Here is a 22,827-nt window from a genome sequence, read left to right on the forward strand (position 1 = left end):
TTCAGGGAGGTTCACATGGACCGACGCGGCTTCATCCGCAGCGCAATGTTCTACACCGTGGCCAGCGCCACCGCCGGCCTGGCCGGCTGCCACGCCGGCGCACAGGACGACACGGGCGGCGGCGGCAACGTCCCGCCCACCAACGCGGCCTTTCCGCAAGGCGTGGCCAGCGGCGATCCCAAGGACGCCAGCGTCGTGTTCTGGACCCGTTATCCAAGCGGCGGGGCGCTGCGGCTGGAAGTGGCGCTGGGCCAGGATTTCTCCCGCCCCGTGGCCACGGTCAGCCTGTCCGCACTGGCCGCGTACGACTTCACGGTGCGCGCCAAGGTCATCAACCTGCTGCCGGGCACCCAGTACTATTACCGCTTCGTCGCCGGCAAGGACGTCAGCCCCATCGGCATGGCGCGCACGGCGCCGGCCGCATCCAGCGCGCCGCAGTCGCTGCGCTTCGCGTGGATCTCGTGCCAGGACTGGAGCTTCAACCATTGGGGCGCGTTCAGCCTGCTCGCGCGGGAATCGCTGGACTTCGTGGTCCACGTCGGCGACTACGTCTATGAGCTGGTCGACACCAGCTTCAAGCAAGGCCAGGCCGAGCCCACACACACCTACATCACCCTGCCCAACGGCGCGCCCACCGGCGGCAGCTCGCCCGGCATCCACGCCACCAGCGTGGAAGACTACCGCACGCTCTATCGCACCTATCGCGGCGACACCCGCCTGCAGGAAGTGCACCGCCTCTTCCCCATGATCGCCATGTGGGACGACCACGAATTCTCCGACGACTGCTGGCAGGACCACCAGACCTACACCAATGCCGACTTGCGTGAAACCGCGCGCCGCCGCAACGCCAACCAGGCCTGGGCCGAATACATGCCGGTCGACCTGGGCGACGTGTCGTTCGACCGCAACAACCCGGCCTACGACAACATCCGCATCTACCGCGACTTCCATTTCGGCTCGCTGCTGCATCTCGTGATGACAGACGAACGGCTCTACCGCGACGACCACGTGGTGTCGGAAGCGGACGTCGCCCGCTCCCTGGGCCACGATCCGGTGAACGGCGACGACTTCATCGGCTCGCGCGCCTTCGTCCCGCGCGACGTGCTGCTCGCCGCGGAAGAAGCCGACACCATCGCCCTCGGACACCCGCCGTCGATCCTTGGCCAGACACAGACCACCTGGTGGAAGAACACCATGCGCGCATCGACCGCGCGCTGGCGGGTGTGGGGGAACGAAGTGCCGCTCAACCGCATGTGGCTGGACCTGAGCCGCATCGGCATCTCGCAGTGGGACAAGCTGTTCGTGCTGAACGCCGACGTGTGGGACGGCTACCCGAGCGCGCGGGCCGACCTGATGAACTACCTGAAGGCGCAAGCCATCCACAACGTGGTGTCGCTCAGCGGCGACCTGCACGCCTTCCAGTGCGGCGTGGTGCGCAACGATCCCGATCCCGCGCTCGGCACCGCTGTCATGGTCGACTTCGTTGGAGCGGGGATCAGCAGCCCTTCGTTCTACCGCGAGATCCTGCAGCAGCTCGGCCGCATCGGGCAGTCGCGCATCACGGATTTGGCCGCGATTCCGGATGCGCTCGACCGGCTGATGCGCAACCAGAACCCGGACCTGCTCTTCGGTGACCACGATGCCCAGGGGTACGCCGTCGCCACCGTCACGCCGGACAACCTCGTCGTCGTCTTCAACAAGGTCAAGCCCCTGAACTCCGACGGCTCGGCACCGGCCAACCCGCTATCGACCCGCACGCGCATCACGCTCGCCAACGGCTCGACCGCACCGACAGTGGAGGAAAACGTCAATTGAAGATCGACCCAGCTCAGTAAAAAAGAACCGTCGTCCCCGCGCGGGAAGGCGGGGAACCATAGACACGTCGAGCCGTCGAAACACGAAACGCCAGAGCACGCAAGGGATGCGCCCTCACGCGCCCAGCACGGTCACCACCACCGACCGCCGCTGCGGCGCCGTACGATGCTCCCACAGATAAATCCCCTGCCACGTCCCAAGCAGCAAGCTTCCCCCGCCGATCGGCACAGTCAACCCGGTATCCGTGAGCACGCTGCGCGCATGCGCCGACATATCATCCGGCCCTTCGAGCTCGTGGCTGTAGTGTGGATCCCCATCCGGCGCCAGGCGCGCCATGATGGTTTCAAGATCGCGCCGCACGTCGGCGTCCGCGTTTTCGGTGATGGTCAGCGAGCAACTGGTGTGCTGAACGAACACCTGTGCCAGCCCGCACTGCACACCCGCCGCGCGCACCACCTTGGCGACCTCATCGCTGATATTCTGCGTGCCCCTGCCGCGCGTCGAAAAGTGAAGGATCTCTTGATGTGCCATTTGCTAACCCAGCCTCAGGACAAAGTTGTCGTCGTGCCCGGCACTGCCGAGCCCGACTTCCCGCGCGGCGGGAACCCCGTTTCCCCAGCAGACCACCAAAGCATAGCGCAGCCGTTCGCGCACACAATCACCGCTTCGGCATCTCCCGATCCAAAAACTTCACGGTCGCATCCACCGTCGGCTGCAGCCACGGATCGAACATCCAGAAGGAATGCGGCGTGTCCTTGATGAACACCACCTCGCTGTCCACGCCAACCTGCTTCATCCTGGCGATCATGTCATCGCGCCCGACCGCAAAGCGCGGCTGCGCGCTGTCGACAAACAGGATCGGCGGCATCCCCGCGTGCACATAACGGATCGGCGATGCCTCCGCCCACAACTCGCTCTTCTCGGCATAACGCCCACCGAACCACATGCCGGCGGCGGACGGGCTCTTCTTCGGATCATCCTCGTTGGTGCGCGCCGCCTCCGACGTGAAATCGGAAAGTCCGTCGATGTTGACGATGGCCTGCACCGCGCTCGACACCTTGCTGCTTGCCGCGCCCGGATCGAAGCGGTCCAGGTTCCCGGTCACCCCCGCGAGGCTGGCGATCTGGCCGCCGGCCGATCCGCCTGCCAGCGCGAACCGATTCGGATCGAGGCGATACTCGTCCGCGTGGCCACGCACCCAGCGCACGGCGGCACGGGCGTCATGGATCGCGGCCGGATACAGCGCCTCGCCGGACAGGCGGTAGCTGATGGTGACCGCCGCATAACCGCGCTCCGCCAGCCGGATCGCCATCGGCACGAACTCGGACCGGAAGCCCGAGCGCCAGCCGCCGCCGTGGACGATGATCACCGTCGGGAAGCGCTCACCCGCGCGCGCCGATGAAGGCAAATACAGGTCCAGCCTCAGGCAGCGCGTGCCGTACTGGATGTAGGTCTTGTCGGCCACCTTGACGACATCTGGCGGCAGCTCCGAACTCGCGATCTGGATGAACGGATACTTCTTGATGTTCTTGTCGTAGGTGTGCTGGAAGTCGTAAGTGTTGGTCGGGTCCGGCGGGGGCTCGATGCAGTCGGCGGCTTTGGCGAGGAAAGGCAGCGCGAGGACGGCTGCGGCGAAGAAGCGTACGTACAAGAGCGGCATGGAAGACCCGGCGGTAGCGAAACCGTGCCAGTATGCCATGAAACCTTGCCCATCCTTCGCGTAGAATCGCTCAGCTTACTGCGCGAAAACTCCTCCATGAAAACACTGACGTCCCCTCGCCTGCGTGCATCCTGCTTCATGCTGCTTGTCGCTTGCCTGATCTCCACATCCGGCCTGTGCGCCGACAAAGTGAACGCTTCCGTTTCCGAATCCGTGGTCGGTCCTGGCTGGGCCAACAACTCGGTCAACGTGGTTGTTTTCCGCAAGAACTCGCTGGTCACCGACAACGATACGCAGTACGTGGCCTATTACGATGGCGACCGCCACGTGGTGCTCGGCAAGCGCAGGCTCGGCACTTCAAGCTGGGAAATCCACCGCACCCAATACCAGGGCAATGCCAGCGATGCGCACGATGCCATCAGCCTGATGGTCGACGGCGCCGGCTACCTGCATGTCGCCTGGGACCATCACAACAACAAGCTGCACTATGCGCAAAGCGTCCGGGCGGGCTCGCTGGAGCTCGGCCCGCAGCGGCCGATGGTAGGCCGCGACGAAGATGCGGTGACCTATCCGGAATTCCACCGCCAGCCTGGCGGCGGCCTGCTCTTCCTCTATCGCACTGGCAAATCGGGCCGGGGAAACCTGGTCGTCAACCGCTATGACCTTGCAAGCAAGCGCTGGGAACGCCTGCATGACAACTTGATCGACGGTGAAGGCAAGCGCAACGCCTACTGGCAGGCATGCATTGATCAGCGGGGCACGGTGCACATCTCGTGGGTCTGGCGCGAATCGCCAGACGTCGCGAGCAACCACGACATGGCCTATGCCCGTTCGCGCGACGGCGGCCGCACGTGGGAGACGTCGGACGGAACGAAATATGCGCTGCCGATCACCGCTGCTACCGCCGAATACGCGGCGCGGATCCCGCAAAACAGCGAACTGATCAACCAGACCTCGATATCCGCCGACAGCACAGGCAACCCCTACATCGCAACGTATTGGCGGGACAGCACCGCGCCGTTACCGCAGTATCACATCGTGTTCCGCACGGAGAACGGCTGGCGCGTACGCTCACTCGATTTTCGCAGGACACCGTTCTCGCTGAGCGGGGCCGGCACCAAGCGCATCCCGATCGCGCGGCCACAACTGCTCGTCAATGCCACGTCGTCCACGCCCTCCGGACTGCTGGTCTTTCGAGACGAAGAACGCGGCAGCCGGGTGTCGATGGCGAGCTTCACGGATGTGCGAAACAGTCCTTGGACCTTGACCGATTTGACCGCCGGGTCGGTGGGGGCGTGGGAACCTAGCTACGATACCGAACTTTGGAAGCAGTCCGGCGTGCTAAGCCTGTTCGTCCAGAATACCGTGCAGCTTGATGGCGAAGGGAATGCTGTTGTTCCGGCACAGCCGGTCAGGGTGCTGGACTGGAAGCCAGACCTTTAGGCGCTGTTTGTATTTGACCGGAAGAGAGCTAACTCTGGTCAATAAGGAGAACGTGGTTCCCGCGCAGGCGGGAACCACGTTCAAACTTTGATAGATGGCAGGGCTGATTCGGACGGCGCCCGATGATCACGTCCGCCGCGGAATCACATCCGCCAGCCGCTTGGCCGCCTGCGCTGCCGATGGCTGCTTGACGCGGTCGATCACTTCGCGCGTCAGGTCCTCCGACGCCAGCCGCTGCTCCGCTTCTTCCTTGCGCTCGCCGACCGCCTCCTTGGTCGCGGCCAGCTCCGCCGACTGTTCGTCGTAGCGCCGATGCTCCAGCTCCGCCAGCTCGCGCTTGGCTTCGGCCATCGCGTTCGTGGTCTTCGCGACCTTGCGCTGCATGTGCGCATGCTTCTGCGCCTGGTCCAGCAAGGCGCGCTGCGCGTCGCGCTTCTCGATCGCGGCTTGCGCCGACACCTGCTCGGCCAGCTCGCGCTCGCGCGCCAGCGCCAGTTGCTCTTCCTCGGCCTGCGCGCGCGCTTCGGCTGCGCGCGCCGCCGCCTGCTCCGATGCGAGCGTATCCTGCGCCGCCTGCCGCGCCCGCGCGTCCGCCGCCGCCTGCTCACGCTGCGCCACCGCCGTTTGCTCGGCCAGTGCCGCAGCCTCACGCGCTGCCTGCTCGGCCGCCGCCTGCGCTTCGCGCGTCTTCAGTTCAGCCAGCGCCAGCGCCTCGCGCTCCGTGTCCGCCGCCGCGCGCTCCGCCGCGATGGCCTCGTCCATCTGCGCCAGCTTGCGCAGTTCCAGCGCCGCGCGCTCGGCCTGCGCCTGCGCCAGCTCGGTCGCACGCTGCGCCTGCTCCTTGAGCGCCGCCGTCGCCGCTTCCTCATGGGCCGCGCGCTCATCTGCCTGCGCCGCCTCGACGCGCGCCGCTTCGATCGCAGCCTGCTTGGCTGCCTCGATACGGCGCTCGGCCTCGGCCTGCTGATGCATCAGCCTGGCCTCTTCCTGCTCGGCCAGCGAGCGCGTCTGCGCGGCCGCCGCCAGTTCGCGCTCCGCTTCCAGTTTGTCCTGCAGCGCGGCCAGCGCCTCGGCTTCCATGAGCGCGCGCTCACGCTCGGCCTGCGCCAGGCGTTCGGCTTCCTCGGCGCGGCGTGACGCCTGCTGCGCCGCCTCGCGCTGCTGTTCGACCTGCGCCGCCACCGCCGCCAGCGCCTGCTGCTCGGCGTCGTTCTCGGCCGCGCGCGCATCCGCCGCCGCCTGCGCCAGCGCGGCACGCTCGCCGGCCAGCGCCTGCTGGCGCTGTTGTTCCTCCGCTTCGCGCCGCGCCGCCTGCGCCGCCAAGTCGTCGGCCTGCGCGCGCTCGGCCGCATGCTGCGCCGCGACCTGCTCGGCGGCCAGCCTGGCCTCGACCTGCATCGCCGCTTCGTCTTCGGCGCGGGCGCGCTGGAATGCGACTTCGCGCAGCTTGCGATCCGCTTCGATGCGCGCCTCGGTCGCCGCCAGGATGCGGCCCTCGGCTTCGCGCCGCGCCTCGGCCGCCGCCAGCGCCGTCTTCTCCAGGCGTTCGCGGTGCAGCGCGCCGTCGCGCAGTTCCTTTTCGGTCTGCAGGCGCATGCGCAGCGATTGCGCCGCCACCCGCTCGGACTCTGCCTGCGCCGCGGCGGTCGCCTCGCGTTCTTGTTCGATGTGGGCCAGCGCGCGCGCTTCTTCGAGCGCCCGTGCCTCGGCGGCGGCGCGCGCGAAGGCGGACGCCAGCGCCACCTGGTCGGCCAGCTCGCGCTGGCGCGTCAGCTCCAACGCTTCGGCTTCGGCCTCGGCCAGCTTCTCGGCGGTCTGGCGCGCGCCCTTCTCGGCGCGCTCGCGCTCGCGCGCCAGGATCGCCACGCGCGCATCGGCGCTGGCGCTGTGCAGCACTTCTTCCTTGGCCGCTTGCACCGCCGCGACCCGCTCGGCCGCCTGCAGGCGTGCCTGCTCGGTCTGGACCAGCAGCTCGTCGGCCGCCTCCGCGGCGCGGGCCGCGAGCGCGGCTTCGGCCTCGATCTGTCCTGCCGCCCGGCGGCGTGCTTCTTCCTCCATGCGGGCGCGCGCTTCGGCTGCCAGCTTGACCTGTGTTTCCGTTGCGACGCGCGCGCGCAGCTCGACGGTCTCGGCGCGCACCGCTTCCAGCCGCTCGCCGGCCGCCTTGGCCGCTGCCCGCAGGCTGTCGATGCGGTCGCGATCCGCTTCGATCGCTGCCTCGGACGCCTGCGCGATGGCCAGCGCCGCGGCGGTTGCCTCCGCATCCATCCTGGCGCGCTGCTCGGCCAGCTCGCGCGCCTGCGATTCGGCCGCAGCGCGGCTCTCGGCGGCGCAGTTGGCCTTCGCTTCGGCTTCGACGCGGGCGATCGCCTGCTTGATGTCAGCCATCGCCAGCGGCGCGCGCGACTCGTGCGTCTCCAGTGGCTCGGCGGAGGGCGCCAGATCGATAATCAGGTCGGCTTCTTGTTGCTGGATCGGGTCGGGGTGCATCAGGCGAGGTCTCGTTGGCGGTCCGGTGGGCTGTCCCTGATTATCCGTTGTCGCGCCGCAATCCAGCAAGGTGAGCAGGCAGGAAAAAACGGCTCAATTCGCTTGTTCGACAAACGGAGTTATCAGGGAGACTACAAAGGTGGCTCATCCATCAACGATCCGTATAATGACGTGAAGACAGAGGAGTGATTCCTGATTAGTTCGGAAATGAATGTGGCAAGCAAGCCGGTCCAAATGAGAGACGCAAGCCCGCGCTGGTCGGTGTACGCCTACCTGGCCGCGCTGGTTGTCGCTTGCCTGGGTCCCGGACTGGTCGGTGCGGCGCTGCTCCTCATCCATGAATACCGGGAGGGCCACGAGCGCCTGGAAAAAGACACGATCCTCACCGCGCGCGCCCTGGTCCAGGCGGTTGACGCGCACCTGATGGAAGCCGAGGTCGCCGCGCAATCGCTGTCCACCGCCGGGTCGCTGGCGCGCGGCGATTTCGCGGAGTTCCGCCGCGGCGCGCTGTTGCTGCTGAAGGTCGCCCGGCCGGGCAGCAATATCGTGGTGACGGACAGGAACGGCCAGCAAATCTTCAATACGCTCCAGCAACCAGGCCAGCCGCTGTACCTGAACCGCGATCCCGTCGTCCTGCACCGCCTTCAGCAAGTCCTGGAGACCGGAGAACCGGTCATTTCCAATCTCTTTATCGGCGGCTTGACCAAGCGCCCGATCATGACGATCGACGTGCCCGTCTTCGTCCGCGACAAGGCGACCTTTGTGCTGAGCATCGGCGTCCAACCCGAAGAGTTCAATGCCATCTTGATGAACCAGCGCTTGCCGCCGGGCTGGCTGGCAGCCGTGTTCGACGGCGTCGGCACGACCGTGGCGCGCACCCACGGCGCGAAGCAATTCGTCGGCCAGAAAGGCACGCAGGAATTCATCCAGCGCATTCACGATGTGGGCGAAGGATCGATGGAGAGCACCACCCGGGAAGGCATCCGGACCTTCTCCGTGTTCAGCCGCTCGCCCACGACCGGCTGGAGCGTGGGCATCGGCATTCCCCTCGCCAGCCTCGAAGCCAGCTTGCGGCGTTCGCTGTGGATCTTCGCGGCCGGCATGGTGGTCCTGTTCGCACTGGGGATCTCGCTGGCCTGGTTCTGGGCCGGCAGGATTGCCCGGTCGGTGCGCTCGCTGACCGCATCCGCGCTGGCCTTGGGCAACGGCGAAAAGCCGGAACGCCCGGCGCTTCATATCAGGGAAGCGCTGGAAGTCGCCGATGCGCTGGATGAAGCGTCCAAGCTGTTGAGCGACCGAACCGCGGCGCTGCAGTCCTCGAACCGGTCTCTGAAGGAATCGGAACGCGCCCTGCTCGAAAGCGAAACACTGTTCCGCGCCGCCTTCGAGCAGGCCGCCGTCGGCATGTCGCGGGTTTCCCTCGACGGCAAGTTCATCCAGGTCAACGACAAGCTCTGCGCCATCGTCGGCCATGAGCGCGAGGCCCTGCTTGCCCTGACTTTCCAGGAAATCACCCACCCCGATGACCTCGAACGGGACCTGGACTGCGTGCGGCAACTGCTCGCCGGCTCGATCAACAGCTACAGCCTGGAGAAGCGCTACATCCGCAAGGATGGCGCCACCAACTGGGTCAACATCGCGGCGTCGCTGGTGCGGCAGCGGTCCGGCGAGGCCGATTACTTCATCGTCGTGATCGAGGACATCCAGCCCCGCAAGACCGCCGAAGCCGCGCTGGAGGAAACCCGCAAAAGCCACGAGCGGCGCCTGGAGCAGCAAGTCGCCGAGCGCACCGAAGCACTGACCTCCGCCAACAAGGAACTGGAACGGCTCGCCCACCACGATGCGTTAACGGGATTGGAGAATCGCCTGGCGGCCAACGAGCGCCTGCGCTTCGAGTTCCTGCGCCTCAAGCGGACCGGCAATGTGTACAGCGTGCTGATGCTGGACGTCGACCACTTCAAGCGCATCAACGATACCTATGGCCACGAGACGGGCGACCACGTGCTCAGGCAAATGGGCGAACTGCTGGCCGAAGTGACGCGCAAGACCGATTTCGTGGCGCGCTTTGGCGGCGAAGAATTCCTCGTCATCCTCCCCGATACCGATGCCACCGGGGCAATGGAAGGCGCCGAAAAAATCCGGCAAGCCGCCAACGCCCGTGTTTTCCCGGCAGTCGGGCACGTGACGCTCAGCATTGGCATCGCGACGGCCAAGGCCGCCGATTCGAATGAAGACGAAGCGGTGCGCCGGGCTGACAAGGCGCTCTACCGCGCCAAGCACGGCGGCAGGAACACGATCCGTTGCTGAACCGCCTCAGACCGGCCACAAGGGCGGTTCATCCATCAGCGCGATCTGCTCGCGCAGCTCCAGGATGCGGTCCTGCCAGTAGCGCTGCGTGTTAAACCAGGGGAAAGCGGCGGGGAAAGCCGGATCGTTCCAGCGCGACGCCAGCCAGCCCGAGTAATGGATCAGCCGCAAAGTGCGCAGCGCCTCCACCAGGTACAGCTGGCGCGGGTCGAACGCGCAGAAATCCTCGTAGCCGGCCAGGATGTCGGCCATCTGCCCGACCATTTCCTGGCGCTCGCCCGACAACAACATCCACAGGTCCTGCACCGCCGGCCCCATGCGGCTGTCGTCAAAGTCCACGAAGTGCGGGCCGTCGTCGGTCCACAGCACATTGCCGGTGTGGCAGTCGCCATGCAGGCGCAGCAGTTTCAACTCCCCTGCCCGCTCGTAGCAGCGCGCCACCCCGGCCAGCGCCTGGTCGACCACGCTGGTCCAGGCCGGCAGCACATCGGGCGGGATGAAGCGGTGCTCCAGCAGGAAATGGCGCGGCTGGCGGCCGAAGGTGTCGATATCGATCGCGGGCCGCGTACGGTAGGCCTCCGTCGCGCCCAGTGAATGGATGCGGCCGATGAAGCGCCCCATCCACTCCAGCGCGATCGGATCGGACAGCTCCGGCGCGCGCCCGCCGCGGCGCGGGAATACGGCGAACAGGAAACCGTCGAAATGGTGCAGGGTCTGGCCGTCCAACGCCAGCGGGGCCACCACCGGCACTTCCCGCCCGGCCAGGTCGGCCACGAAGGCATGCTCCTCCAGGATCTGCTCGCGGCTCCAGCGCGCCGGCCGGTAGAACTTCACCACCACCGGCGGCCCTTCTTCGCGCCCGACCTGGTAGACCCGGTTCTCGTAGCTGTTCAGCGCCAGCAGGCGCCCGTCGCCGTACAGGCCGACGCTGTCGACCGCGTCGAGGACCTTGTCCGGGCCGAGCCGTTCGTAGGGGTGCTGGAGGGCCGGATCTTGGCCATGAGATAACTCGTTCATGGGCGCATTGTAAGTCTCCGGCACATTTTCGTGCGTTCGAGAGGCCCGAGGCGTTAAACTGACGCCTTCAACGCAACAAGACCACATATGCAACTCGACCAGCCCCTCACCGACAAAGAATTCGACGAACTCGACCGCTTCCTGCTGTCCGACCGCTGCCCGGAAGACGCGATGACCATGGACAGCCTGCACGGCTACCTGACCGCCATCGCGATCGGCCCCGAAACCATCATGCCGGCCGAATGGCTGCCGAAGGTCTGGGGCGGCGAAGGCGCCGCGCCACAGTGGAAGAACAGCAAGGAAGAAGAGCGCATCGTCAACCTGGTCATGCGCTTCATGAACGAAGTGCTGGTTACCTTCGAAGTCGCGCCCAAGGAATTCGAGCCGCTGTACTGCGAGCACGAGGTCGATGGCGAGACGCTGATCGACGCCGAGGCATGGTGCTGGGGCTTCTGGGAAGGCATGGAACTGCGTCCGGGCTCGTGGGACGAGATCTGGGATTCCGATGTGGGCGAACTGATGCGCCCGATCTACCTGCTGGGTGCGGACGAGATCGAAGAAAACGAACTGCCCGAAGTGGAAAACCCGCGCAACGCGCACAAGCTGGCGCTCGAGATCGAGGCGAACCTGCCGGCGATCCACAAGTTCTGGGTGCCGCGCCGCAAGCCGGCGGTGGAAACCGTCAAGCGCGAAGAGCCCAAGGTGGGCCGCAATGACGATTGCCCGTGCGGGAGCGGGAAGAAGTACAAGAAGTGCTGCGGGGCGCAGACTGAATAATCGAGAACTTAAACACCGTCGTCCCCGCGCGGGCGGGGATCCATGCCGACTCTGCGACTACGCGGCTTGTCTATGGGTCCCCGCCTGCGCGGGGACGACAGTTTTTTAAGGTAACGGTAATGGTTAAGCTGGCTGGGCCGGCGCCTCACTCAAGGCCGCCAGGCGCGTTTCATACAACGCCCCCAGCAAATCCGACTGGCTGACAATCCCCGCAAACACCCCATCCTTGTCCACCACCGGAATGTGGTGCAAGCCCTCATTCGCCATCAAGGGCACCAGCTCCGCGATCGGCTGATCGAGGCTCACCGTGCGCACCTGCGTGGTCATGATCTGGTCCACCGTCTCCGGCCGGTCCTCGCGCGCCCCGAACATCATCCCGACCAGCTGGCCCACCCGCTCCGTCACGCTGCGGTATTCATCCAGCCCCGCGTGATGCAGGAAGTCGCTCTGTGCCACGATGCCGGCCACGCGGCGGTCGCGCCGCAGCACCGGCAGCGCGTGGACCTGGTGCTTGCGCAGCAGCCGCCAGGCCAACGCCAGCGGCGCGCCCGGCTCCACCGTCACCACGTCCTTCGACATGATCTCGCCGCAGGTGATCACACCGAAACGCCGCCCGTAGGCATGCATTTCGGTCGCCAGCAGGATGCGCTCCAGGTCGTCGCGGCTGACGTCCAGGAACTGGTCGTAATGCGCCAGCGCATCGTCCAGGTCTTCCTTCGCGAAACCGAGGCGCGCCGTCGGCACCGGATCGCGCGTGGCGTGGGTGCTGGTCAGCGTCGATTTCTTCTGCGAATGCGGATAGCGCCGCCCGGTCAGGTTATTGAACAGCAGCGCCGCCAGCACGATCAGCAGCGAATTGAGCGCCACCGGCTCCAGCGCGAAGCGGAAGCCTTCGGCATGGATCGCCGGTCCGCCCAGCACCGCGGTCAGCGCCACCGCGCCGCTGGGCGGGTGCAGGCAGCGCAGCAGGAACATGACCATGATCGCCAGGCAGCCGGCCAGCGGCGCCGCCAGCAGTGGATTGGCGATCGCGTGCGCGCACAGCACGCCGACCAGCGCAGCCACCGTGTTGCCGCCAACCACAGCCCAGGGTTGGGCCAGCGGGCTGCCCGGCAGGCAGAACACCAGCACCGCCGATGCGCCCATCGGCGCCACCAGCGCCGCGGACACACTGCCGCTGCCGGTCAGAGCAAGGCTCAGACCGCCAACGATGAGCAAACCAAGAAAGGCTCCGGCCACCGCGCGCATCCTTTCCTGGCGCGGCACCGTGTTCGGCTGCGGCCGGAAGCGGCGCAACCATTGCAAGGTGATATCCAACTGAATTCTCTGTGAAGCAAGGGGCAGCAATTTAAGCACATTTTCCCCGCTCCCGCTGAGCCTGGCTTAAAATGGAAGGGTCGGCGCAAAATGTCACACCATGATATATTTGCGGGTTCATCCATCCACGATTCTCGAACCACATGGCCGACGCGCCCGACCACCTGAGCAAGGCGGACTTCTCCGCCCTGTCCGAATTGCGCTACCAGATGCGCCGCTTCGAGCGCTTCTCCGAGGCCGCCGCGCGCGCCGAAGGGATCACCCCGCTCCAGTACCTGATGCTCTTGCACATCAAGGGCTACGCCGGGCGCGACTGGGCCACGGTCGGCGAACTGGCCGAGCGCCTGCAGGCCCAGCAGCACGGCGTGGTGGCCCTGGTCACCCGCTGTGAGCAGGCCGGCCTGGTCGAACGCCGCGCCAGCATGGAAGACCGGCGCCGGGTCGAGGTGCACCTGCTGCCGCCCGGCGAAGCGATCCTGCGCAAGCTGGCCGCCGTGCACCGCGCCGAACTGCGCGCGCAACGTGGATTCACGGTTCCCAACCTTTCTTAAACGCCATGCAACACCATTCGCTCCGCCGTGACTTCGACGGCAATGCCCGTCTATTGCGGATCAGCGCCATCGCACTCGTCATCGGCGCCCTCAGCACCATCGCCGCGCGCGTGCTGCTGACCCTGATCCGCTTCTTCACCGACCTGTTCTTCTACCAGCGCTTCAGCATCGAGGACCTGTCGCCCGCCAACAACACGCTCGGCCTGTGGGTGATCGCCATCCCGGCGATTGGCGGCCTCATCATCGGCCTGATCGCCCGCTTCGGCACCGAACAGGTGCGCGGCCACGGCATCCCGGAGGCGATCGAGGCGATCCTGTTCAAGAACAGCGCCATGTCGCCCAAGGTGGCGGTGCTCAAGCCGCTCGCCTCCGGCATCGCAATCGGCAGCGGCGGCCCCTTCGGCGCCGAAGGCCCGATCATCATGACCGGCGGCGCCATCGGCTCGCTGGTGGCCCAGCACTTCCCGATGACCGGCGCGGAACGCAAATCGCTGCTGGTGGCGGGCGCGGTGGCCGGCATGACGGCCGTGTTCGGCACGCCGGTGGCGGCGGTGCTGATGGCGGTCGAACTGCTGCTGTTCGAACTGCGCCCGCGCAGCCTGTTGCCGGTCGCGATCGCCTGCGCGACGGCCGGTTTCCTGCGTCCGCTGGCGCTCGGCTTGTCGGGCCCGCTGTTCCCGCTGCAGACCGCTGCCGTCACTCCGTCGGCGCTGGGCGCCTGCCTGGTCGCCGGCCTGCTGTGCGGCGCCCTGGCCTGGCTGATGTCGTTCGCCCTGTATCGCATGGAAGACTGGTTCAAGGCGCTGCCGGTGCACTGGATGTGGTGGCCGGCGCTGGGCGGGCTGGCGGTCGGCATCGGCGGCTGGATCCAGCCGCGCGCGCTGGGCGTCGGCTATGACGTCATCGGCGACCTGCTGCACAACCACATCGCGCTGGCCGCCGTCGGCGCCCTGCTGCTGGTCAAGCTGGTGATCTGGGTGATCGCGCTGGCCTCCGGCACCTCGGGCGGCGTGCTGGCCCCGCTGCTGATGCTGGGCGCCGGCCTCGGCGTGGTGTTGGGCCCGCTCCTGCCGGGCGCCGAACCGGGCCTGTGGCCGCTGGTCTGCATGGCTGCCACCCTCGGCGGCATGATGCGCGCGCCGATCATGGCCGCCATCTTCGCCTTCGAACTGACCGGCGACGCCAACGCCCTGCTGCCGCTGCTGGCCACGTCCGCGGTCGCCTACGGCTTCACCGTGCTGACCATGGGCCGCTCGATCCTGACCGAAAAGATCGCGCGCCGCGGCTACCACATCTACCGTGAGTACGGCATCGACCCGCTCGAACGCAACGCCGTCGACGACGTGATGACGCACACCCCGCAATGGGTGGATGCCGCCCACACGGTCGAGAGCGTGCTGGCCAGCCACTTTGGCGCCGGCCAGAGCCACCGCGCCTTCCCGGTGCTGAAGGACGGCGAGCTGGTCGGCATGCTGGACCGCGAAGCCCTGTCCGGCCGCGCGCCCGGCATGAAGGTGGGCGAGCTGTACGGCCTGAACTATCCGGTGGTCGCCCTCGTCCACGAGACCTGCCGCACGGTCGCCACCCGCCTCGCCGTGCACAAGCTGGAGCGGCTGCCGGTGGTGGCCGGTGAAGGCTCGCGCGAACTGGTCGGCATCGTCAGCCGCAGCGACCTGATCAAGGCAGCCCTGAGCCTGCACGCCGACGAACACGAGCGCCGCGTGCTGCGCCCTTCCCCGCTGGCCGAGCTGTTCGACGACACCGGAACGCCGCGCCGCGAGGGCTGACCCTACCGCTGAGCAATAACGGTCATGTTCGTGTACGATTTGCCAACCGTGCAAACGCACGCCGTCAACAAGGACAAGAACATGACCCGCATTTTCAAGCATCGCTTCCTCGGCGCGCTCGTCGCCGCCGCCATCGCCGCACCGGCCCTGGCCTCGGCGCCGATGGCCAAGACCCCGGCCCCCGGCTACTTCCGGGTGATGCTGGGCGACTTCGAAGTCACCCCGCTGTCGGACGGCACGGTCGACCTCCCGGTGGACCAGCTGCTGCACCAGAAGCCGGAGCAGACCAAGACCGAGCTCGGCCAAAGCTTCCTCACGCTGCCGCTGGAAACCTCGGACAACGCCTACCTCGTCAACACCGGCAGCAAGCTGGTGCTGATCGACACCGGCGCCGGCGCCCTGTTCGGCCCGACGCTCGGCAAACTGGTCGCCAACCTGCGCGCCGCCGGTTACCAGCCTGAACAGGTCGATGAAATCTACATCACCCACTTCCATGGCGATCACGTGGGCGGCCTCGTCAGCGACGGCAAGCTGGTGTTCCCGAACGCGACCGTGCGCGCCGCCAAGGCGGAGTCGGATTTCTGGCTGAGCGAAGAGAACATGAAGAAAGCGGCGGCCGACAAGAAAGGCTTCTTCCAGGGCGCGATGGGCGCGGTCGGGCCCTATGTGAAGGCCGGTCACTTCAAGCCCTTCGAAGGCAATGTCGAGCTGGTGCCGGGCATCCGCGCCAATGCCGAACACGGGCACACGCCGGGGCACACGACGTACGTGGTCGAGAGCAAGGGCCAGAAACTGGTGCTGATCGGCGACCTGATCCACGTGGCGGCCGTGCAGATGGCGCACCCGACGGTGACCATCGCCTTCGACAGCGACGAAAAAGCGGCGGAAGCGGCGCGCCTGCGCGAGTTCGATGCGGCGGCCAAAGGCGGCTACCTGATCGGCGCCGCGCACCTGCAGTTCCCGGGGATGGGGCACCTGAAGGCCGAAGGCAAAGGCTATCGCTTCGTGCCGGTCAACTTCACGCAGATGCGCTAAGTTCCCGCCGCCCCCTTAAGACCGTCGCCCCGGCGGAGGCCGGGGCCCATAGACCGTTTCCGAATCCGGAGACTCAGCATGGGCCCCGGCCTCCGCCGGGGCGACGGCTTTTGGCGTGGAGGTATGGATAAATGCCGCGTTCATCCCACCAAACGTACCATTCGCCCCCCGTTTCAGCCATTCCAGTCAGCGCACCGCCCCGCCCAGACCCAAACATCAATACACTTCCCCGATCACAAAAGGAGGACTGGGTATGAGACTCGTCTTGCGCCGCACCGGCTTCGCCACGCTTGTCCTGTTGTCGATCACGATATGCGGTTATGCCGCCTACAAATACGGTTTCCGCCCGCTCGGCGAAGGCATGCACCCGGCAATGCGCAAGTCCTTTGAATCGCATCCCTGGGCAATCTATCTGCATGTCTTCGGCGCGATCGCGGCGCTGGCGATCGGTCCCTTCCAGTTCCTGGGCCGCCTGCGCGCGCGCCTGCCGGGCCTGCACAGGATGCTGGGAAGGATCTACTTTGGCGTAGGCGTGCTGGTGGGCGGCCTGGCGGGCCTGTACGTCGCCCTACATGCCTTCGGCGGCTGGCCGACGCGGCTGGGCTTTGCCTTGCTGGCGCTGGCCTGGCTGTACACGGGAGTGCGCGCCTATCGCGCCATTCGCGCTGGCGATCCGCGCAGCCACCGGCAGTGGATGATCCGCAATTTTGCGCTGACCTTCGCGGCCGTCACCCTGCGCCTGCTGCTGCCTGCCGCGCTCGTCTCGGGACTGCGCTTCGCGGATGCCTATCCGTTTATCGCCTGGCTGTGCTGGGTGCCGAACCTGGTGATCGTTGAGCTGTTCATGAAGCGCAGCACTACCTCATCACCTGAACCAACAACTACTGTCGTTCTTACTTAGGCCTCTTCGCGATCGCCCGCGATCTCCGCCAGCACTTCGCCCAGCTTTTCCATATCCACCGGCTTCACCAGGTGGTAGCTGAACCCGGCATCAAACGCCCGCTGTCGGTCCTGCTCCTGGCCGTAGCCGGTCACGGCGATCAGCACCGCATCCGCCGTTTCCGCCTGCGCGTTCAGGCGCCGGGCCAGTTCGTTACCGTCCATTTCGGGCAAGCCGATGTCCAGCAGGCAGGCATCCGGCTGCACGATGCGCGCCCGCGCCAGCGCCGTTTTCGAATCGTTCTCGACCACGACCTCGTGCCCGCAAGCCTCCAGCAGCATGCCCAGCGTCATCGCCGCGTCCGTGTTGTCGTCCACCACCAGCAGCCTGAGCGTGCCGGGCGCGCGCGCCGCGCCGGGCGGCCCCGCCAGCGCCGAAAGCGGAGACGCCTCCAGCAAGGGCAAGGCAATGTCAAAGCGGCTGCCTTTGCCCAGCCCGCCGCTGAAGCAGGCGACCGTGCCGCCGTGCAGCTCGACCAGGTTGCGCACCAGCGCCAGCCCCAGCCCGAGCCCGCCCAGCGAACGGTCGGACGAGCGCTCGGCCTGCGCGAACAGCTCGAACACGCGCTCGGTCAGCTCCGGCTCCATGCCGATGCCGTCGTCGCGCACCGTCAACCGCAGCTGCTCGCCATCGCGCGCCGCTTCCAGTTCGATGTGGCCGCCGTCGGGCGTGTACTTGGCGGCGTTGCCCAGCACGTTGGACAGGACCTGCACCAGGCGCGCCTTGTCGCCCAGCACCGCCAGCGTGCTGTCCTGCAGCGCCACCGCCAAATGCTGGCAGCGCGCCTCAATCTGCGGCAGCACCTGTTCCACCGCTTCGTCGACGATCGACTTGGCCATCACGGGCGTGCGCGCCAGCGTCACCAGGCCGCGCGTGACGCGCGACACGTCCAGCAGGTCGTCCACCAGGCTCGTCATGTGGCGCACCTGGCGCCCGATGATGGTGCTGCTGCGGCGTACCCGCTCCTCGTCCAGCTTGCCGCGTCCGAGCAGCTCGGCGGCGGCCGAGATCGGCGCCAGAGGATTGCGCAGCTCGTGCGCCAGCATCGCCAGGAACTCGTCCTTGCGGCGGTCCTCGTCGCGCAGCCGATCCTCGGCCAGCTTGCGGGCGGTGATATCGCGGAAGAACACCGCCATGCCGTCCTGCACCGGGAAGGCGCGTAGCTCGACCCATGCCGGCGCGCCATTCGGCATGCGATGCATGTAATGGGCGGTGCCGGCCGTGCCGGTTTCCATGACGCGATGGTACATGCGGGCGCCTTCCGTGCCGGCCGCGTCCGGGTAAACCTCCCAGTAGTTGCGCCCGACCACCTGCCCGATCGGCAGGCCGGTCATGCGCAGCCCTTCCGCGTTCATTTGCAGGATGGTCCAGTCGCGGGCGATCACCATGAAGCCTTCGGCAATGGTGTCGAAGATGTAGCGGCTGCGGTCGCGCTCGATGCGCAGCTCGGACTGGGCGCGGGCCGTCTCCAGCGCGGCCCAGGTGCGCTGGGCGGTGGAACGGGTCAGCAGCAGCGCGTCCTCGCTCCAGCGGTGCGGGCGGCCCTGGTGCAGGCCGAAGAAGGCGAGCAGCCGTCCCGCCCGCACCAGCGGCACGGCGAGGAAGGCGCCGATCCCGTCCGCCTCGTAGGCCGCGGCCGCGTGCGCGGTACGCGGGTCCAGCCGCACGTCATCGACCAGGACCTCGGCGCCGGCGGTGAGCGCATCGGCGATCGCGGTGCCATAGAGGTCCAGCGCGAAATCGCGGCCGCCGTGGTCCGGCAGCTTGACCCGCGAAAACAGATAGGGAATCCGGAAGGTGCCGCGCTCGTGGTCGACCTCGGTGTACACGGCGCGGTCGACATCCAGCTTCTCGGCCAGCAGCGCGCTGGCGGTGGCCAACAGTTCCTCTGGCTGGGTCAGCGGCTGCAGCGCGTCCGACAGCGCCAACTCGAACGCGGCGCGGCGCTCGGTGCGCACCCGCTCGGTGGTCTCGACCACGGTGCAATACATGCCGCCCAGGCTGCCGTCGTCGCCATGCAGCGGAGAATAGGAAAACGTGAAATAGCCCTGCTCCGGGTACTGGCTGCGCAGCACCAGCAGCGGCAGGTCTTCGTGGTAAGTCGACTGGCCCGACAGCGCGCGGTCGATGATCGGCGAAATATCGGGCCAGATCTCGGACCACACCAGGTGGAAGGGCTGACCCAGCGAAGCCGGGTGCTTCTCGCCCAGCATCGTCGCGTAGGCATCGTTGTAAAGCAGGCCGAGTCCGCTGCCCCAGGCGATGAACATCGGGAATGCGGAGTCCAGCACCATCCCGGCGGCGGTGCGCAGCGGCGCCGGCCAGGTGTCCGGATGGCCCAGCGGTGAGGCGCTCCAGTCGTACGTGCGCATCAGGGCGCGGACCGCGCCTGCGCCCTCCAAGCTCAGCTGACTTTGTGAACTTTGTGACATGATGTCGGATTGTCGCATACTTTTTCCGGAAAGCATGCACAGTTGGGGGGCGTCCGCCGCGCGGCCGGGCGCCTTGCCCCCATCACAACTTGATGAAATGTTCGCGGTAGTAGCGCAGTTCCTCGATCGACTCGATGATGTCGGCCAGCGCCGTGTGCTTCTGGTGTTTCTTGAAGCCGGACGCCAGTTCGGGCTTCCAGCGGCGGCACAGTTCCTTGAGCGTCGACACGTCCAGGTTACGGTAGTGGAAGAACGCTTCCAGCTTTGGCATGCCGCGCGCCATGAAACGGCGATCCTGGCAGATCGAGTTGCCGCACATCGGCGACTTGCCGGCCGGGACGTACTTCTTCAGGAAGGCGATCAGCTCGGCCTCGGCATCCGCTTCGCTCACGGTGGACGCCTTGACGCGGTCGATCAGGCCGGAACGGCCGTGCGTGCCCTTGTTCCAGGCATCCATCTTGTCCAGCGTCTCGTCGCTCTGGTGAATCGCGAACACCGGGCCTTCGGCGATCACGTTCAGGTTGAGATCGGTGACGACCACGGCGACCTCGATGATCTTGTCATTGTCCGGGTCGAGGCCGGTCATCTCCATGTCCAGCCAGATCAGGTTGAACTCGTTGGGCCGCTGGGCGGTCCCTGCTTGGGAGTCGGTGGCTTGTGACATAATCCTCTCTTTGCCAAATCAATCCTGCATTTTCTCACAGGCACCCATGTCTTCACTCGCGTTTTCGCTGTTGTTCGTGACTTTTTTCCTGCTGACGCTGGTCCTGCGCTTCTGGCTCGGGCTGCGCCACATCCGTCACGTCGCCCGCAACCGCGCCGCGGTGCCGCCCGATTTCGCGGCCACCGTGCCGCTGGCCGCGCACCAGAAAGCGGCCGACTACACCATCGCCAAGACCCGCTTCGGCCTGGCCGCGCTGGTCTGGAACGGGCTGCTGCTGGTCGGCTTCACGCTGTTCGGCGGGCTGCAGCTGCTGTCCACCGTGGTGCTGCACTGGGTCGGACCGGGAATGCTACACCAGTTGGGGCTCGTGCTTGCCTTCGCCGTGGTGTCCGGTGTGCTCGACCTGCCCTTCGACTGGTACCGCCAGTTCGTGCTGGAAGAGCGCTTCGGCTTCAACAAGATGAACCTCAAGCTGTGGATCGCCGACATGGTCAAGGGCGCCCTGCTCGGCGCCGTCATCGGCCTGCCGCTGCTGTGGGTGATCCTCACCCTGATGGCCAAGACCGGCGCGCTGTGGTGGCTGTGGGCCTGGGTGGTGTGGATCGCGTTCCAGCTGGCCCTGACCGCGCTGGCGCCGACCCTGATCCTCCCGCTGTTCAACAAGTTCACGCCGCTCGCCGACGAAGCACTCAAGGAGCGCATCGAAGGCCTGATGAAGCGCGTCGGCTTCGCCTCCAAGGGTCTGTTCGTGATGGACGGCTCCAAGCGCAGCGCGCATGGCAACGCCTATTTCTCCGGCTTCGGCTCGCACAAGCGCATCGTGTTCTTCGATACGCTCATCGAACGCCTGGCCCCGAACGAGATCGAAGCGGTACTGGCGCACGAACTGGGCCACTTCAAGCTCAAGCACATCGTCAAGCGCATCAGCGTGATGTTCCTGCTGTCGCTCGGCTTCCTCGCCCTGCTGGGCTACCTGAAGACCCGCATCTGGTTCTTCACCGGCCTGGGCGTGGATCCGATGATGGGCGACTCCAACGACGCCATGGCCCTGATCCTGTTCATGCTGGTGCTGCCGATCTTCACCTTCGTGCTCTCGCCGCTCAACTCGATCACCTCGCGCAAGCACGAATTCGAGGCCGACGCCTTCGCCGCCAAGCACACCGACTACCGCGACCTGGTCTCGGCGCTGGTCAAGATGTATGAGGATAACTCATCCACGCTGACGCCCGATCCGCTGCATTCGGCCTTCTACGATTCGCACCCGCCGGCCTCGGTGCGCGTGCGCCACCTTATCTCCGCGGGGGCCGCATGAGCCTGACCGACAAACGCTGCCTGCACGGCGCCGGTCCGCTGGACCGCGCCGCCATCGACGCCCTGCTGCTTGAGGTGCCCGGCTGGATCGAGCAAGACGACCATCTGGTGCGCAGCTTCGAATTCAAGGACTACCACGAGACCATGGAGTTCGTGAACGCGCTGGCATGGATGACCCATGCGCAGGACCACCATCCCGAACTGACCGTGCGCTACCGTCACTGCATCGTGGCGTACGCGACGCACACGGCCGGCAACAAGATCTCCGAAAACGACTTCATCTGCGCCGCCAAGGCCAACGCGATCTACGACCAGCGGGCCGGCGCATGAAGGAAATGCTGGGCACCATCGTCGCGGCGCACGGGCGCCACTACCTGGCCGACGTCGACGGCCGCATGCTCCAGTGCGTCACGCGCGGGAAGAAGACCAACGTCGCGGTGGGCGACATCGTCCACCTCAAGCGGACCTCCGACGACCAGGCCGTGATCGAGAAGATCGACGAGCGCAAGACCCTGCTGTACCGCTCGGACCAGTACAAGTCCAAGCTGCTGGCGGCGAACGTGACGCGCCTGTTCATCGTGGTCGCCACCGAGCCGGGCTTCACCGACGACCTGGTCTCGCGCGCCCTGGTGGCATGCGAAGCGGCCGGCGTCGAGGCCCACCTCATCCTGAACAAGACCGACGTCGAGGCCCAGCTGCCGCGCGCCCGCGAACGGGTCAAGGTCTACGCCGACCTTGGCTACCCGGTGCACGAAGTGTCGGCCAAGCGCCATCCCGAGCAGACGGTCGCCACCCTTGCGCCGCTGCTGGAAGGCCAGTCCTCGATCCTGATCGGCCAGTCCGGCATGGGCAAATCCTCGCTGGTGAACCTGCTGGTGCCGGAAGCGGATGCCGCCGTGCGCGAGATCTCGGAAGCGCTCGACGCCGGCAAGCACACCACCACCTTCACCCGCCTGTACAAGCTGCCGGGCGGCGGCGCCCTGATCGATTCGCCGGGCTTCCAGGAATTCGGCCTCTACCACCTGACCGAGGGCATGCTGGAGCGCGCCTTCGTCGAGTTCGGGCCGCACCTCGGCGGTTGCAAGTTCTACAACTGCCGCCACCTGGCCGAGCCACACTGCTCGATCCTGCAGGCGGTGGAAGACGGCAAGATCGCCCGCATGCGCCACGATCTCTACAAGCAGCTGGTGCACGAATCCTCGCAGACCTTGTATTAACGACCTGTATAGACAACAGAAAATCCACTGCCGCGATCGTGCTTTCCCAAGCAGCAAGCAAATG

The 22,827-nt window shown here is 66.6% G+C and carries 18 protein-coding genes; 11 read left to right on the forward strand and 7 right to left on the reverse strand.

What is annotated here, in order from left to right:
* The first annotated feature begins 15 nt into the window (after positions 1-15).
* Positions 16-1,815, forward strand: coding sequence for an alkaline phosphatase D family protein (locus NX778_RS21805; protein ID WP_258813904.1), 1,800 nt, complete (start codon positions 16-18; stop codon positions 1,813-1,815).
* A gap of 114 nt (positions 1,816-1,929) precedes the next feature.
* On the opposite strand, the gene NX778_RS21810 is transcribed toward NX778_RS21805, so the two are convergent.
* Together NX778_RS21810 and NX778_RS21815 are read right to left on the reverse strand one after the other, a co-directional pair.
* On the reverse strand, positions 1,930-2,346 hold the full coding sequence (locus NX778_RS21810) for a secondary thiamine-phosphate synthase enzyme YjbQ (protein ID WP_258813905.1): 417 nt from the start codon (positions 2,344-2,346) through the stop codon (positions 1,930-1,932).
* A gap of 127 nt (positions 2,347-2,473) precedes the next feature.
* The gene (locus NX778_RS21815) at positions 2,474-3,514 is read right to left on the reverse strand and encodes an alpha/beta fold hydrolase (protein WP_258813906.1); all 1,041 of its coding nucleotides are present in this window, start codon (positions 3,512-3,514) and stop codon (positions 2,474-2,476) included.
* Positions 3,515-3,571: 57 nt separating this feature from the next.
* On the opposite strand from NX778_RS21815, the gene NX778_RS21820 reads away from it, so the two are divergent.
* Positions 3,572-4,918 carry a BNR repeat-containing protein gene (locus tag NX778_RS21820; RefSeq protein ID WP_258813907.1) on the forward strand — a complete coding sequence of 449 codons (1,347 nt, stop codon included), beginning with the start codon at positions 3,572-3,574 and terminating at the stop codon, positions 4,916-4,918.
* 126 nt (positions 4,919-5,044) lie between these two features.
* On the opposite strand, the gene NX778_RS21825 is transcribed toward NX778_RS21820, so the two are convergent.
* A complete protein-coding gene (locus tag NX778_RS21825; RefSeq protein ID WP_258813908.1) occupies positions 5,045-7,408 on the reverse strand; it encodes a coiled-coil domain-containing protein in 2,364 nt (787 codons plus the stop codon).
* A gap of 234 nt (positions 7,409-7,642) precedes the next feature.
* Here NX778_RS21825 and NX778_RS21830 point away from each other — a divergent pair, with 234 nt between their 5' ends.
* The gene (locus NX778_RS21830; protein WP_258813909.1) at positions 7,643-9,715 is read left to right on the forward strand and encodes a sensor domain-containing diguanylate cyclase; all 2,073 of its coding nucleotides are present in this window, start codon (positions 7,643-7,645) and stop codon (positions 9,713-9,715) included.
* Positions 9,716-9,721: 6 nt separating this feature from the next.
* Here the strand turns inward: NX778_RS21830 and NX778_RS21835 are convergent, their stop codons facing one another.
* On the reverse strand, positions 9,722-10,732 hold the full coding sequence (locus NX778_RS21835; protein ID WP_258813910.1) for a serine/threonine protein kinase: 1,011 nt from the start codon (positions 10,730-10,732) through the stop codon (positions 9,722-9,724).
* An 87-nt stretch (positions 10,733-10,819) separates the two neighbouring features.
* Here NX778_RS21835 and NX778_RS21840 point away from each other — a divergent pair, with 87 nt between their 5' ends.
* On the forward strand, positions 10,820-11,509 hold the full coding sequence (locus tag NX778_RS21840; protein WP_258813911.1) for a UPF0149 family protein: 690 nt from the start codon (positions 10,820-10,822) through the stop codon (positions 11,507-11,509).
* 123 nt (positions 11,510-11,632) lie between these two features.
* Here NX778_RS21840 and NX778_RS21845 read toward each other — a convergent pair whose 3' ends face one another.
* Positions 11,633-12,814 (reverse strand): HPP family protein, encoded by a 1,182-nt coding sequence (locus NX778_RS21845; protein ID WP_258813912.1) that lies wholly within the window; start codon positions 12,812-12,814, stop codon positions 11,633-11,635.
* Between the two features lie 155 nt (positions 12,815-12,969).
* Here NX778_RS21845 and NX778_RS21850 point away from each other — a divergent pair, with 155 nt between their 5' ends.
* The 4 genes from NX778_RS21850 to NX778_RS21865 all read left to right on the forward strand — a co-directional run bounded on the left by NX778_RS21850 (position 12,970) and on the right by NX778_RS21865 (position 17,100).
* Entirely contained in the window at positions 12,970-13,377 is a 408-nt protein-coding gene (locus tag NX778_RS21850) for a MarR family winged helix-turn-helix transcriptional regulator (protein WP_258813913.1), read from the forward strand.
* 5 nt (positions 13,378-13,382) lie between these two features.
* Positions 13,383-15,164 carry a chloride channel protein gene (locus tag NX778_RS21855; RefSeq protein ID WP_258813914.1) on the forward strand — a complete coding sequence of 594 codons (1,782 nt, stop codon included), beginning with the start codon at positions 13,383-13,385 and terminating at the stop codon, positions 15,162-15,164.
* 81 nt (positions 15,165-15,245) lie between these two features.
* On the forward strand, positions 15,246-16,199 hold the full coding sequence (locus NX778_RS21860) for an MBL fold metallo-hydrolase (RefSeq protein ID WP_258813915.1): 954 nt from the start codon (positions 15,246-15,248) through the stop codon (positions 16,197-16,199).
* Between the two features lie 253 nt (positions 16,200-16,452).
* On the forward strand, positions 16,453-17,100 hold the full coding sequence (locus NX778_RS21865) for a DUF2306 domain-containing protein (protein WP_258813916.1): 648 nt from the start codon (positions 16,453-16,455) through the stop codon (positions 17,098-17,100).
* Here the strand turns inward: NX778_RS21865 and NX778_RS21870 are convergent.
* Together NX778_RS21870 and orn are read right to left on the reverse strand one after the other, a co-directional pair.
* On the reverse strand, positions 17,097-19,511 hold the full coding sequence (locus NX778_RS21870) for an ATP-binding protein (RefSeq protein WP_258813917.1): 2,415 nt from the start codon (positions 19,509-19,511) through the stop codon (positions 17,097-17,099). The genes NX778_RS21865 and NX778_RS21870 overlap by 4 nt on opposite strands.
* A gap of 142 nt (positions 19,512-19,653) precedes the next feature.
* Positions 19,654-20,235: an oligoribonuclease gene (gene orn, locus NX778_RS21875; protein WP_258813918.1), complete on the reverse strand. Its 582-nt coding sequence runs from the start codon at positions 20,233-20,235 to the stop codon at positions 19,654-19,656.
* 46 nt (positions 20,236-20,281) lie between these two features.
* On the opposite strand from orn, the gene NX778_RS21880 reads away from it, so the two are divergent.
* From NX778_RS21880 to rsgA, 3 genes are read left to right on the forward strand one after another with little or no spacing between them, the layout of a single operon-like run.
* Entirely contained in the window at positions 20,282-21,547 is a 1,266-nt protein-coding gene (locus NX778_RS21880) for a M48 family metallopeptidase (protein WP_258813919.1), read from the forward strand.
* Positions 21,544-21,876, forward strand: a complete 333-nt coding sequence (locus NX778_RS21885) for a 4a-hydroxytetrahydrobiopterin dehydratase (protein WP_258813920.1) — start codon at positions 21,544-21,546, stop codon at positions 21,874-21,876. Before NX778_RS21880 ends, NX778_RS21885 begins: the two co-directional genes overlap by 4 nt.
* Entirely contained in the window at positions 21,873-22,763 is an 891-nt protein-coding gene (gene rsgA, locus NX778_RS21890) for a ribosome small subunit-dependent GTPase A (protein WP_258813921.1), read from the forward strand. Before NX778_RS21885 ends, rsgA begins: the two co-directional genes overlap by 4 nt.
* The last annotated feature ends 64 nt before the right edge of the window (positions 22,764-22,827 follow it).

The sequence above is a fragment of the Massilia terrae genome (assembly GCF_024753145.1).
Classification (GTDB): domain Bacteria; phylum Pseudomonadota; class Gammaproteobacteria; order Burkholderiales; family Burkholderiaceae_D; genus Telluria; species Telluria terrae.

Bases quoted from the DNA above. Each gene is read 5' to 3' on its own strand.
- NX778_RS21805 (WP_258813904.1), top strand. From the start codon at position 16: ATGGACCGACGCGGCTTCATCCGCAGCGCAATGTTCTACACCGTGGCC.
- NX778_RS21810 (WP_258813905.1), bottom strand. From the start codon at position 2,346: ATGGCACATCAAGAGATCCTTCACTTTTCGACGCGCGGCAGGGGCACG.
- NX778_RS21815 (WP_258813906.1), bottom strand. From the start codon at position 3,514: ATGGCATACTGGCACGGTTTCGCTACCGCCGGGTCTTCCATGCCGCTC.
- NX778_RS21820 (WP_258813907.1), top strand. From the start codon at position 3,572: ATGAAAACACTGACGTCCCCTCGCCTGCGTGCATCCTGCTTCATGCTG.
- NX778_RS21825 (WP_258813908.1), bottom strand. From the start codon at position 7,408: ATGCACCCCGACCCGATCCAGCAACAAGAAGCCGACCTGATTATCGAT.
- NX778_RS21830 (WP_258813909.1), top strand. From the start codon at position 7,643: ATGAGAGACGCAAGCCCGCGCTGGTCGGTGTACGCCTACCTGGCCGCG.
- NX778_RS21835 (WP_258813910.1), bottom strand. From the start codon at position 10,732: ATGAACGAGTTATCTCATGGCCAAGATCCGGCCCTCCAGCACCCCTAC.
- NX778_RS21840 (WP_258813911.1), top strand. From the start codon at position 10,820: ATGCAACTCGACCAGCCCCTCACCGACAAAGAATTCGACGAACTCGAC.
- NX778_RS21850 (WP_258813913.1), top strand. From the start codon at position 12,970: ATGGCCGACGCGCCCGACCACCTGAGCAAGGCGGACTTCTCCGCCCTG.
- NX778_RS21855 (WP_258813914.1), top strand. From the start codon at position 13,383: ATGCAACACCATTCGCTCCGCCGTGACTTCGACGGCAATGCCCGTCTA.
- NX778_RS21860 (WP_258813915.1), top strand. From the start codon at position 15,246: ATGACCCGCATTTTCAAGCATCGCTTCCTCGGCGCGCTCGTCGCCGCC.
- NX778_RS21865 (WP_258813916.1), top strand. From the start codon at position 16,453: ATGAGACTCGTCTTGCGCCGCACCGGCTTCGCCACGCTTGTCCTGTTG.
- NX778_RS21870 (WP_258813917.1), bottom strand. From the start codon at position 19,511: ATGCGCACGTACGACTGGAGCGCCTCACCGCTGGGCCATCCGGACACC.
- orn (WP_258813918.1), bottom strand. From the start codon at position 20,235: ATGTCACAAGCCACCGACTCCCAAGCAGGGACCGCCCAGCGGCCCAAC.
- NX778_RS21880 (WP_258813919.1), top strand. From the start codon at position 20,282: ATGTCTTCACTCGCGTTTTCGCTGTTGTTCGTGACTTTTTTCCTGCTG.
- NX778_RS21885 (WP_258813920.1), top strand. From the start codon at position 21,544: ATGAGCCTGACCGACAAACGCTGCCTGCACGGCGCCGGTCCGCTGGAC.
- rsgA (WP_258813921.1), top strand. From the start codon at position 21,873: ATGAAGGAAATGCTGGGCACCATCGTCGCGGCGCACGGGCGCCACTAC.